The organism is Brevibacillus borstelensis, from assembly GCF_003710865.1.
GTDB lineage: Bacteria > Bacillota > Bacilli > Brevibacillales > Brevibacillaceae > Brevibacillus > Brevibacillus borstelensis.
On sequence record NZ_RHHO01000041.1, the window covers coordinates 40,144 to 52,049 of the forward strand.

General features: G+C 49.9%; 11 protein-coding genes, 1 other RNA gene and 2 pseudogenes. 5 read left to right on the plus strand and 9 right to left on the minus strand.

The features are described from left to right. Positions 1-21: 21 nt before the first annotated feature. From EDM54_RS20815 to EDM54_RS20825, 3 genes are all read right to left on the minus strand, one after another. Positions 22-768, minus strand: coding sequence for an ABC transporter permease (locus tag EDM54_RS20815; protein WP_122958732.1), 747 nt, complete (start codon positions 766-768; stop codon positions 22-24). After that, positions 756-1,514, minus strand: coding sequence for an ABC transporter ATP-binding protein (locus EDM54_RS20820; protein WP_003392600.1), 759 nt, complete (start codon positions 1,512-1,514; stop codon positions 756-758). Before EDM54_RS20820 ends, EDM54_RS20815 begins: the two co-directional genes overlap by 13 nt. A gap of 109 nt (positions 1,515-1,623) precedes the next feature. Further along, the gene (locus tag EDM54_RS20825) at positions 1,624-2,019 is read right to left on the minus strand and encodes a YqzM family protein (protein WP_003392602.1); all 396 of its coding nucleotides are present in this window, start codon (positions 2,017-2,019) and stop codon (positions 1,624-1,626) included. A 320-nt stretch (positions 2,020-2,339) separates the two neighbouring features. On the opposite strand from EDM54_RS20825, the gene secG reads away from it, so the two are divergent. The 3 genes from secG (at position 2,340) to smpB (ending at position 5,951) form a co-directional block, all read left to right on the plus strand. After that, entirely contained in the window at positions 2,340-2,582 is a 243-nt protein-coding gene (secG, locus tag EDM54_RS20830) for a preprotein translocase subunit SecG (RefSeq protein ID WP_003392604.1), read from the plus strand. Between the two features lie 133 nt (positions 2,583-2,715). Continuing rightward, positions 2,716-5,190 (plus strand): ribonuclease R, encoded by a 2,475-nt coding sequence (gene rnr, locus EDM54_RS20835; RefSeq protein ID WP_024984600.1) that lies wholly within the window; start codon positions 2,716-2,718, stop codon positions 5,188-5,190. A gap of 287 nt (positions 5,191-5,477) precedes the next feature. Further along, the gene (gene smpB / locus EDM54_RS20840; RefSeq protein WP_003392607.1) at positions 5,478-5,951 is read left to right on the plus strand and encodes an SsrA-binding protein SmpB; all 474 of its coding nucleotides are present in this window, start codon (positions 5,478-5,480) and stop codon (positions 5,949-5,951) included. A gap of 230 nt (positions 5,952-6,181) precedes the next feature. Here smpB and EDM54_RS20845 read toward each other — a convergent pair whose 3' ends face one another. Beyond that, complete coding sequence (locus EDM54_RS20845; protein WP_081787845.1) at positions 6,182-6,394, minus strand: hypothetical protein; 213 nt, start codon at positions 6,392-6,394, stop codon at positions 6,182-6,184. Between the two features lie 3 nt (positions 6,395-6,397). On the opposite strand from EDM54_RS20845, the gene ssrA reads away from it, so the two are divergent. Further along, positions 6,398-6,752, plus strand: a transfer-messenger RNA (tmRNA) gene (ssrA, locus tag EDM54_RS20850). Positions 6,753-7,029: 277 nt separating this feature from the next. Here the strand turns inward: ssrA and EDM54_RS27090 are convergent. The 5 genes and pseudogenes from EDM54_RS27090 to EDM54_RS20870 form a co-directional block, all read right to left on the minus strand. Beyond that, a complete protein-coding gene (locus EDM54_RS27090; protein WP_255320349.1) occupies positions 7,030-7,719 on the minus strand; it encodes a recombinase zinc ribbon domain-containing protein in 690 nt (229 codons plus the stop codon). 72 nt (positions 7,720-7,791) lie between these two features. Continuing rightward, positions 7,792-8,640: pseudogene (locus EDM54_RS27095) on the minus strand (recombinase family protein); the annotation flags it as partial. A 104-nt stretch (positions 8,641-8,744) separates the two neighbouring features. Continuing rightward, complete coding sequence (locus EDM54_RS20860; RefSeq protein ID WP_122958733.1) at positions 8,745-9,596, minus strand: recombinase family protein; 852 nt, start codon at positions 9,594-9,596, stop codon at positions 8,745-8,747. Between the two features lie 187 nt (positions 9,597-9,783). Beyond that, positions 9,784-10,638, minus strand: coding sequence for a hypothetical protein (locus tag EDM54_RS20865; RefSeq protein WP_122958734.1), 855 nt, complete (start codon positions 10,636-10,638; stop codon positions 9,784-9,786). Then, entirely contained in the window at positions 10,635-11,552 is a 918-nt protein-coding gene (locus EDM54_RS20870; protein WP_122958735.1) for a hypothetical protein, read from the minus strand. The genes EDM54_RS20865 and EDM54_RS20870 overlap by 4 nt, the downstream gene beginning before the upstream one ends. A 166-nt stretch (positions 11,553-11,718) precedes the next feature. Between EDM54_RS20870 and EDM54_RS27465 the strand changes: the two are divergent. Then, positions 11,719-11,906, plus strand: a pseudogene (locus tag EDM54_RS27465) (IS256 family transposase); the annotation flags it as partial.

Below are 11,906 nucleotides of genomic sequence, written 5' to 3' on the forward strand. Positions count from 1 at the left end.
TTTGTGGGCGGAGCTACAGACTCACGGCCGCAGCATAGACTCGCGGGTAAACCACGAGGAATAGGCGAGAGCACTGATCAGGGCGGCAGAGATGGCCGCGGACGAGGAAAAGGCGAACATGATCAGGATTTGGTAGCGAACGGCTTCCAATGGGTTGGCTCCGGCGATGATCATCCCGGTCATCGTACCGGGCAGTTGGACCAGGCCGATGGTTTTCATTGTGTCAAAGGTGGGGATCATGCTTGCTTTTACCGCTCGTTTCAACACGCCGTGAATGGCCTGCTTTTTGTTTGCGCCCAGGCAGAGCAAGGCTTCGATTTCCCCGCGGGCGGTCTCTGTCTCCCGCTTCATATGGCTGAGAAACAGGCCGGCGACGATCATTGAATTTCCGATAATCATGCCTGTGATCGGGATCAAATACTGGGGCGTCGGTTTGATCAGACCGAGCACAAGCAGCAGACTCATCGTCAGCGTTGCGGTCACGGTCAAGGAAGCGGTGACCCGCCACAAAATTCCCGGAAGGCCATCGCCGCGCCGGGATGCGTTCCAGGAGGCTACGCCAATCATCATGGCGATTACCAGCGCCTGGTAGATTGGATGGTCGGTGTGAAAGACGAATTGCAAAACGTAGCCGATCGCCAGCAGCTGTACGGCACAGCGTACCGTCCCGATGGCAATTTCCTTTTCCAGACCGAGCTTTTGCCACATGGAGAGGAGCAGGGCGATGACGACAAAGGTAAAGGAAAACCACAGACTCATGGAAGACATGGGGCATCCTCCTTTTGAACAAGATGGGCGGATAAAAATTCTTGAGCCTCCTGTGTCTGCGGTCCTTCAAAGAAGCGATCGGCCGGGGAGTCTTCGAGCAGACGGCCACCCGCCAAAAACCAGATCCGCTGGCCGACCGCTCGCGCTTGCTCCCAGTCGTGCGTGATCCACAGCAGGGTAGTGCCTTCGCGGCGATGCAGGTCTACGAGAAGTTCTTCTGTAGCCCGCTTGCTGATGGTGTCCAGAGAAGCTGTCACCTCGTCCAGCAAGAGTACCGTTGGATGCAGGAGAAGAGAACGGACCAGTGCGACACGCTGCCGTTCGCCTCCGGAGAGCTGCGCCGCCTGCTTGCTCCAGTCCATCTCGCCGAGACCTACGGCTTCCATCCAGGTCCGGGCCAGCTCAGTCTCGAAAGGCCGCTTGTGCAAACGGCTGACCGCTCTCAGATTGTCTTCGACGCTGCCAGGCAGCATGACCGGCTGCTGAGCGACGTAGCTTACGGACATTCTCCATTTTTCCGGGCCCCACTCCGTTGGGGTTTTGCCCAAATGCCGAATCGTCCCGTCATCTGCCGTGTCCAAAAGTCCGAGCAGGCGGAGAAGTGTGCTTTTGCCTTGCCCCGATTTCCCCATGATCAGCGTAATCTCAGGCGAAGCAATGTCGACAGTGATATCAGAAAATAGCCAAGTATGCTGCTGTGTCGGGAGCTGTTTGCCCAGATGTTCCAGGCTCAGAACGCTGGCCATGATGATTCCTCCTCAAAGAGGTCTTCCAATGAATAGTCGGCAAAAACGAGAAAAACACCGAAGACATGCTTGCTTCGGTGTTTTGTCAGGTGGCAGGATGACTTATGTACTATTTATGTTCGGACAGCCACTGTGCAACCGCTTGAATCTCCGGTTGTTTCTTCAGAAGGCCAGGAGGCATGCCGCCTTTACCTTCTTTAATGATCTTTGCGATTTCGTCGGCACTGTACTTGCTGCCAACCTGTGTCAGAGCCGGTGCTGCGATACCTTCAAGGTTTTGGCCGTGACAGGAGGAGCAGTTTTGTTTGAACACGGTTGGCGCGTCGATGGTAGCAGTCGGTGCCTCTCCACCATTTGCCTGTTCTCCGTGTTGTGGTGGGAAAATAGCAGAACCTACAAGTGCGATGAGGAATACAAGAAACAAGATGCCAAACGAAGCAAAAAAGGCCTTCGCGGAATCAATTACGTCGTTTTGATTCATGTCTTTTTTGTTCGAACCAGCCATCTGACAAAGACCTCCTAAGGCGAGTATAGCAGTACACATGCAATTTTACGGCAAAATCGTGACACATGCAAGGAAACGAGAAAACAGACAAAGAAAGTACACAATTATTAATAGAAACAATCAAATCAGGAAAGCATGTTGATGATCATTCCTGTTTGTGATAAAGTAGTGATGCTGGTCTTTATTTAGTTGTCGCTGCTGCGGCATATAAATGAGAAAAACCGGACACGCTTACCCAAAAGGCTTAGCAACATTCTCCTATAGAATGTTCATCTATTGCAATTCTTACGCCTTGGAAATATGTCTTGAGGTGAATAAACATGGCATTGGCAGCAAAAATTTTGCTTATAATCGCAAGTATCGGCTTGATTATTGTCGTCCTGCTTCAATCTGGCAAAAGTGCCGGCCTTTCTGGCGCGATTGGCGGCGGCGCGGAACAACTGATGGGCAAACAAAAAGCCCGCGGGATTGACGCATTGCTCGGAAAGCTGACTGTTATCTTTGCAGTGGCATTCATGGTGTTTGCCATCCTGCTCGGGTACTTCTTGAAAAGCGGAGCATAAAGTACGATTTGTCGAAGACAGCAAGGCTACCTTGCTGTCTTTTTCTCTATTTGGTTTGCCGTGAGCGCGAGCGGCGAATACTACATAGTAAGAGAGCTGGCGAGACACGTATTCGCGGCAGAGGAGGGTAAATATGAAAGAACAAGATATACTCGCGTTCATGAGGGAGCAGGCGTACCACCCGATGACGGTGGCAGAGCTGGAGGCCGCTTTCGGGATCACGGATTCCGACGACTTCAAAGAACTGGTCAAAACACTGAACCAGTTGGAGGATAGCGGGGAGATCATCCGGACGAGGACCAATCGTTACGGCGTGCCTGAAAAAATGAATCTGATCCGGGGGAAACTGCAAAATCATCCCAAAGGTTTTGGGTTTGTCATAACCGAAACGCCAGATCAGGACGATATTTATGTCCACGCCAACGACATGAATGGCGCCCTGCACGGGGACACCGTCCTGGTGCGAATGGAAAAAATAAGCGGGGGCAACCGCGCGGAGGGCAGGATTATCCGCGTGGTGGAGCGGGGCATCACCGAAGTAGTGGGGACGTTTCAGGATGAGAACCATTACGCCTTTGTCATCCCGGACGAAAAGCGGATCGGGAAGGATATTTTTATTCCGAAAGAGGCGTACAACGGAGCAGTGGACGGCCACAAGGTTGTGGTGAAAATCGTCCGTTACCCGGAGGGGCGCGTCAATCCCGAGGGTGAAGTAGTCGAGATTCTGGGCCATAAAAACGATCCGGGCGTAGACATTCTGTCCATCATTCGCAAGTTTGGACTGCCAGAGGCTTTCCCGGCGGATGTCATCGCCGAAGCGGAAGCGGCTCCGGACCAAATTTCCGAAGAGGAGATCAAGGGAAGACGCGATCTGCGCGACCGCATGATGGTCACCATCGACGGAGCGGATGCCAAGGACCTGGACGACGCTGTTTCCGTAGAGGTTTTGCCCAATGGCAACTACCGGCTCGGCGTCCATATCGCCGACGTCAGCTACTACGTCCGGGAAAATTCGGCGCTCGATCAGGAAGCGTATCGCCGCGGCACGAGCGTCTACCTCGTAGACCGGGTCATTCCCATGCTGCCCCATCGCTTGTCCAACGGCATTTGCAGCCTGAATCCAAAGGTCGACCGCTTGACGATCAGCTGCGACATGGAGATGGACGCCGGGGCCAACGTCGTCAAATACGACATTTTCCTGAGCGTGATCCGCACCAACGAACGGATGACCTACTCGGATATCCGCAAAATTCTCGAGGACAATGATGAGGAGCTCATCGCCAAATACGAGGAGCTCGTCCCGATGTTCCGCAAGATGGAAGAGCTCGCCCGCAAGCTCCGGGCGAAGCGAATGGCTCGTGGCGCGATCGACTTCGATTTCCGCGAGGCCAAAATTTACGTCAACGAAGAGGGCACCCCGACAGACATCGGGTTCCGGGTGCGCTCCATCGCGGAGAGCATCATCGAGGAATTCATGCTGGCAGCCAACGAAACGGTAGCCGAGCATTTTCACTGGCTGAAGCAGCCGTTTATTTACCGGGTTCACGAAGATCCGAAAGAAGAGAAGCTGCAGGCCTTTATGGAGTTCATCACCAACTTTGGCTACTCCGTTCGCGGAAAGGGCAATACGGTCCATCCGCGTGCGCTGCAGCAGCTTTTGGAGGAAGTGAAAGGGACGCCGGAAGAGGTCATCATCAGTACGGTTATGCTGCGCTCGATGAAGCAAGCGCGCTACGACGCGGAAAGCTTGGGCCACTACGGCCTTGCGACGGACTTTTACACGCACTTCACGTCCCCGATCCGCCGCTATCCGGACCTCATCGTCCACCGCAGAATCCGCGAGTCGCTGGAAGGAGATCTGTCCGAGAAGCGGCTGGCGCATTGGCAGGAGCAAATGCCGCTCATCGCCGAGCATTCGTCGCAGCGCGAGCGTCTGGCTGTGGATGCCGAGCGCGAGACGGACGACCTGAAAAAGGCGGAATACATGCTGGAACGTGTCGGCGAGGAGTTCGAGGGCGTCATTTCGGGCGTCACTTCGTTCGGGATATTCGTCGAGCTGCCCAATACCATCGAGGGCTTGGTCCACGTCAGCTTTTTGACCGACGACTACTACCATTACCACGAAAAAGCGTACGCGCTCATCGGTGAGCGGACAGGCAAGCAGTTCCGCATCGGCGACGTGGTGCAGGTACGGGTCTCCAACGTCAACGTCGACGAGCGCGCCATCGACTTTGAAATCGTCGGGATGAAAAAGTCGGGCGGCTTCCGCGGCCGCGAGCGCGGACCCAAGGTCATCGACGGCAGAGGCGGACAGCGTGCGGGCAGAAAATCAAAGCAGGAGCGCTCTGCAAAGCAAAAGACGGAAACGAAGCGAGAGCTGCACCCGGCTGCTTTCCGCAAGAAGCTCAAGGAACGGGGGCAAAAGACATATCGGCAAAACGCAAATCCGCAGGCAGACCTGGAAGGGGCTGGCGAGGTTGTCCCGCTGGGAGGTGCCGAAGGAGAGCAAGGCGCTCCGCGTGAAAAAGCATTCTGGGAGGACTTTGTCCGTTCCAAGAAAAAGAAGCGTAAAAATATAGCAGGCCAGGCGAAGAGGAAACGGCGGTAAAGCACCGCTGTTTCTTTGTTTGCTGGGCTGTAGAAGTAACTCGAAATACTTGAAAGCAGTTAGCAGCAGTTTAAAGAAGTTAAAAGCAATTAAAAGCAGTTAAAAGCAGTTAAAAGCACTCAAAGGCTCAAAACTGCTCAATGGCTGAAAATCGCTCAAAACCGCTCGAATCTCTTAAAGCCACTCAAAGCAGCAGTCAGAAGGAATGGGTATTGCTGTATTAAGTGTTTTTTGCTATACTAACAGATACCATATTTTTTCATCCGGTACCAAGCGAGGTGATCTCCATGTCAAAACCGAAAACAGGTGTTAAAACGCTGGCTCAAAACCGCAAAGCGCGCCACGACTACCATATCGAGGAAGTCTACGAAGCAGGCATCGCCCTGACGGGGACGGAGATCAAATCCGTGAGGGCCGGACGCATACAGCTCAAGGACAGCTTTGCCCGCATCCAAAATGGCGAGCTGCTGTTGTACAACGTGCACATCAGCCCGTACGACCAGGGCAACCGCTTCAACCACGAGCCGGAGCGGACGCGCAAGCTGCTGCTGCACCGTCTGGAAATCCTCAAGCTGAACAGCCTCACCCGGGAACGCGGCTATTCGCTCGTGCCGCTCAGCATTTACCTCAAGGGCGGCTGGGCCAAGGTAGAGCTGGCGCTGGTCAAAGGGAAGAAGAACTACGACAAGCGCGAGGATTTGAAGAAGAAGGATGCTGCGCGTGAAGTGGAGCGTGCGCTGCGGGAGCGGCAGAAGGTGTAGGAAGCTGGTAAGGCAGGCAGTATTGCGGGGCAGCGGGAGGACCGTCTGGGTTTATACTGCAGCGGGTCGGGCCATAGGAACGCGGCTCTTGCCTGAAAGGCCGATGCAACACTGGCTGTGTCTCATGTAAGCCAGCCAAGCTGGCGCACACTGCCAAGGCTGCCACCAATATGGCGTTGAGAACGGTATCGATCATATGCTATAGTAAGAGAGCAATGAGTGATGCCAAATCAAACGTCTGGGTGTGGAACCGTTACCGTTTTCGCCTGGGCTTTTTTTATCTCGGCAAAGCTTGGCAAAGCGAGGCTCTTGCTGTTAGACAATGAGCTTCTGACGGTAAAACGAATCGTTTCCAAGCTGTAAAGTAATTCGTAACAGAAGGCTCTCATTGCCTTTTTGACAACCATCGTCGCTTGCCTAATCGGCGGCGCGATCTTTTCCATCCTGGGGGCGTTCTGGATTCGACGGGGATGGTAGAGCATAAGAAGCGAGCCGGGGGGTTGCGGACCTCGTCATCAACGCAAACGCCATTAACTGGCAACAAACAACTTTCTCTCGCTGCTTAATAACCAGTGAGGCGCTACCATTCCATCGCCCATGTGGCATGACTAGCGCTCAACTTTAGTGGGATACGCCGGAGGTCTCCGCCTGGGGCCAAAGGAAGAAGATCAATCAGGCTAGGTTACGGGTCAGCGCGTCACTCCGCGAATCCGTCGCCGAAATGTAAATGAGTGACTGCGCTCGGAGATGCTTATGTATCGCTGTTTTCGGACGGGGGTTCGAATCCCCCCGCCTCCACCATACATATCAGTGATGTCACCTGTAGAGGTGACTTTTTTGCGTTTATGGGGAAGGTTCGCTATTTATTGCGGTTAGAAAAGCCCGTTATATCAAGCTTTTAAGGTGATCACTCAATGTATAGCGGGAGAAATCTGATGTTATTCGAGTCGGTAGGCGCTTCGTAATGAGAATTTTTAGCAGTTTTAAGTTGAGCAAATGAAGAGGAACGACGAAAATATAGAGGTTGCACAGGGGGCTCTTAGCGAGACACACCCTGTGCAAAGATGACTTGTGGTCGTTATTTCTGGACTGTAAAATCTGCAACCAATGTCTTTTCGTACAAAGTGATATCGCCTGTCTTGAATTGTAAGATCATATGCATGACCTTCGTCTCTCTCTGAATCACCACTCTCGACAAATATTTGCTTGCCACTTGGTAAATCATCTGAGGACTGGAATCTTCATTATCAAGTAGGCTGATCAGAGTCTTCATGTCGTATTTAACAGAATCGATGTAGTAGTCAGGTATGGTGACCGAGTTTAGGGTAGCCGAGAGGGTGGAGTACTCCGTATCTTTTTCAAGAAGCTCCTGCCGCATTTCGTTTAACATGTCGAGGTAATAAGGCTTAGCTTTACCTGATGCTATATCTTTCTCGATGACTTCGATCCGCTTTTTCAGAAACGTTATTTCCGTTTCTAAATCCGATAACTGCATGTAGACATGCTTATTTTGTTCTGCGTGATAACGATGGATCTCTTCTTCAAAGTGATTATCCAGTGAGAGGCGGAGTAAAGCATTTCTGAGCTTCATAGATACGATCTCTTCCACACGTTCTTTTCTCCATCCGACGTAACTGCAAAAGTCCTTACCATGCCGCTGGTAACCTCCGCAAATGTAGTATTTCTGGCCGCCATTCTTTTTGTGCGTTGACGATGAATTGCCGACCATCTTGTTTCCGCATCTGTCGCAGTACATGATGCCGCGCAACCAGAAAGGGGAGTGGGGGGGGATTTTGAATGGATTGTGTGCCTGCCCGCCGCCATTGTGGCGTTTCTTCGCTAACTCTTGGCATCTGTCGAACAGTTCTTTGGTGATGATCGACGGATGGGCATTCTCAGTGATAATCCATTCGGAGCGATCTTTTCACTTTTTGCCCTTTGTCTGGTAGTCCTGCTTGTTCCATACTCTGCGTCCGATGTAGGATTCATTGAAGATGATTGCGCGGATCGTACTTGCAGACCATTTGCCACCTTTCAGCGTAGGTACGCCTTTCTGATTGAGAAGGGTGGCGATTGCTTTGTAACCCAGCCCATCCTGAGCGTACTGGTTGAAAATCCATTTGATAGTATCTACTTCTTCACGTGGGCCGAGTACCCATACTGTTTTTGTTTTGTTAGCACTGAGCGCAATATGTTCTGTACGATAGCCATAGGGGGCATTGCCGCCATTGCTATAGCCTTGCTTGGCGTTCTGAGACATGCCTTTTTTCACTTCAGCGGCGAGGTTGACATTGTAAAACTCTGAGATGACTTCTAACATCCCTTTAAGCAACATGCCGTGTGGCGTTTCTGGATCGGTTTGTTCCGTCGAGGATATGACCTTTACGCCGTGCTTTTGCAGTAATGCTTTGTAGATAATGTGATCTTCGCGTTTGCGCGAGAATCGATCAAACTTATGGACGACGATGGCATCGAAATGACGATTCGGACGTTTCGCCATCGCAATCATCTTCTGGAACTCAGGGCGCTGATCTGTCTTCGCTGATTTGCCTTTTTCGAGGTATTCGCCGACGACCATCCATCCTTTCTCCTGGCAGAACTTGTGGATCGCCTTCAGTTGAGCGGGGATGGACAATTCTTTTTCCGCTTGATGATCGGAGGATACGCGAGCGTAGATGACAACTTTCATGTGGATACATCTCCTTTGTGGTATGGTGTATGACTTGAAAATGAAAAAGGCAGGTACGCCCGATGTGAGCGATACCTGCCTCTTGAAAACGATTTGATGATGGTCTATTTATTTTTCTTGCGCTGTTGCAATTCTGAATGCGCGGCGTCCCATTGTTGTTGGCTGACGATGGGAGGATGGCTGTTGGGTACGACGATCCATTCATCTGCATCCTTAAACTGCGTCATGCCTTTCGTGCGTTTGTTCCAGATGCGATGCCCCAGATACACCTGATTGTCGAGGATGGAGAGGACGGTCGATGGACTCCAGCGACGATCAATTGCATGTTGCAGATTGTATTCATTGAGTATGCGTGCGATCTTTTTGCCGCCCATTCCTTCCGCCGCTAACTTGAAGATGAGTTGCACAGCTTCCACTTCATGTCGTTCGCCGGGGACTAGCGTTACATGTCCATCGACGACGATGGTGCGATAGCCGTATGGAATGCGTCCTCCGCAGTGAAATCCCCGGGATGCGTTTTCTTTCATTCCCTTCAATGTCTCGTTCCTCAGATTCAGGTTGTAAAATTCAGATATAACCTCCAGCATCCCTTCCAGCAAAACGCCGTGCGGGGTGTCTGGTTCTGTTTGTTCTGTTACTAAGTACACAAAAATACCCTGCTTTTTGAGCAGGGCTTTGTAGATGATATGATCTTCACGACTGCGGCTAAAGCGGTCGAACTTATGAACCAATATGGCTTGGAAGTTCTTCTGTGGTTGCTTTGCTTTGGCGATCATACGCTGGAAAGCGGGGCGATCTGCTGTCTTTGCAGATTTGCTTTCATCGACGAACTCTTCGACGATGCTCCATCCTTTCTGATCTGCGTATCGTTGGATGGCTTCTCTTTGAGCGGGGATGGATAGCTCACGCTCGGTTTGCTGTTTGGATGATACGCGCAGATAGGCGACGACATTCATTGTGGATGCTCCTTTCAATAAAAATAACCGTACTGCGAAGAATATCAGTACGGTGGATGATGATTCTAGCATTAGCGAAGATAAACTAAGAGTCTATGAACCCTTGATAGAACGGTCTCTCTATTATGTTAGCTTCTTGTAACACGTATAAGCGGTGTAAACATTGATTTGCCAAGGTATTGCGCAATTACGGAGTCTTGCATTTTATCTGTGTCTCTATACTCGGAGAAGTTGTGCTCTTGCGTTTCTCAAGATGGAGATAATGAACCTGTGCTTCATTGATACCAAGGTGTCCGAGTATCGGGTAGTAGATAAGGGCCATGTTGTCGATATCCTTGTCGTCGGTATCGCCTGTAAAGCACATCTCGATTGAGTAGCTCTTACATGGTGCTATCTTCATCTTACGTTTGAGGGGCCGCGCGAGATAACGATGGCGGTCGGCATCATCGGTTAAGAGCCTGTCGCCGCCATCCCTCAGAATCGGTGATTGCTTTGGAACGATATAAATGTCGCCGCTCACTTCAATAATCGGCCCCCCGGATGATCCCAAGTCAAAGAGTGCAATCTTCAACGATTCATTTGATCTGTATTGGGAGGCGTTTGCATACCGTTTCTTGTAATGGTATCTGATGTTACATTCATAGATTTGTCGGTCGTTCTCAACGATCTCCTTGTTGATGCCGTCCAGCACCGACTTCATTACGAGTAAGGGAGGTACATCATCTGCTTGCCGTTGGGTAGTAACGGTGATGTCTACTCGGTATTCTCCTTTGGGCAATGGAAGAGGGATTCCTACTGATTTTGACTTGGCTCTAAGTAGCATCGACACTTTTTCCTGAAAGGCCATCATAACAACGCTTTGTTGTCGTTCAATTTTAGTGCCATCGTTAAGCTCATAATATGTGTCATGAGATAGCTCTCTCGGCTCCTCATGGACGCAAAAGTAAGAACTTGAATCAAAGGACAAGAGTACCTTCTCATCTTTCCGAAAAGCGTTAACCACTTTTGCTTTGTCCGTATAGAGACTACCATGCATTTTCATAAGATGACGCTTCCTTTGCCGAGTAATTTAACAAGCTCATCAACGTGACGCTTAATTAGAACATGAGGGCGGAGGACAATGATTTCATACTCATTTTTCTGTAGTGAAACCCCGACTCTAGCGTCTCTAACAAAGACTTTCTCTCCATCTTTTTGTTGAAAGATACATCTTACAGGTCTGAATAGGTCAGCATTGATGAACGATTGAATTGTCTGGAATGTATTGTAGGGTGTGCTTTTTACGTCGTAGCAGAAACGTGTATCAAGCTCTAACTCCCCGTTCTGTGTGATATGCATAATGTCTGGATCGATGCCGCCATAATACCGAAGCCAGTTATATTGATACATTAGGAGGAAGATTTTAAGTTTTCTCTCATCCCATCCTGTTCTTGTTACAGATTGATCTAACATCTTCTCTGTGATAGCTAATTTAGGAACCATGATATAGCCATAATTGTGCTGTTTCAAAGGAGAGGGATTTCGTTTAATTTCTTTACAACTGTAAAATGTATCAAGCTCTGGCAGATAGTCTGGTGCAGACAATACATGTGCTTGGAAACGCAATTTATCATCTTCTCTAATGTCTCGGATAAAGTGATGAGTTTCTAACCAATCAAGAGACCATTCGATATATGATGAGTATGGAGGCAGTTTTAATGTCTCGGCGATCTTTTGTTTGCTGGAAAAATATACTTTTCCAGAAAGACCATCGCAGTACATGCATAGGTATAGATAGACCTTGAATGTAGTGTTCGCAAGTTGGGGATGGTCGGGGAAATCAGGGTAAATATCGCTTATGACTTTCCTCGGGAAAGAGAAGTTTTGCGCTGAAAGCTCAAAGTGGTTCTTACCTGGCGTGAGGTTCATCTGTACGATAGTTTTATTCAGATTAGATAGTTTTCTGGTATATTTCATAGGGCCTCCAGATGACGAAAAAAATTGTCTAAGACTATGTTAATTTCGGTCACTTCGATTACGTCTAATATGGATATCCCAACTATGTTTCCTGCTTCGAGTCTGTAAAATATTTTGTGTAAACTCTCAACCTCTAAACTACAATTAGGAGTAGAAAGGTTGGGAGATTTTTATGATGTCAAAAGAGCAGATCAAGCAGTGGATCAAAGAGAAAAACATGAAGTCAGTGGACGACGTACAGTCAGCGTTAAAGGATCTATTCGCAGACACAATCCAAGAAATGCTGGAAGCTGAAATCGAGTCCTCTCTTGGATACGCCAAGCATGACATGAAAAACAAGCGGACAACCAACAG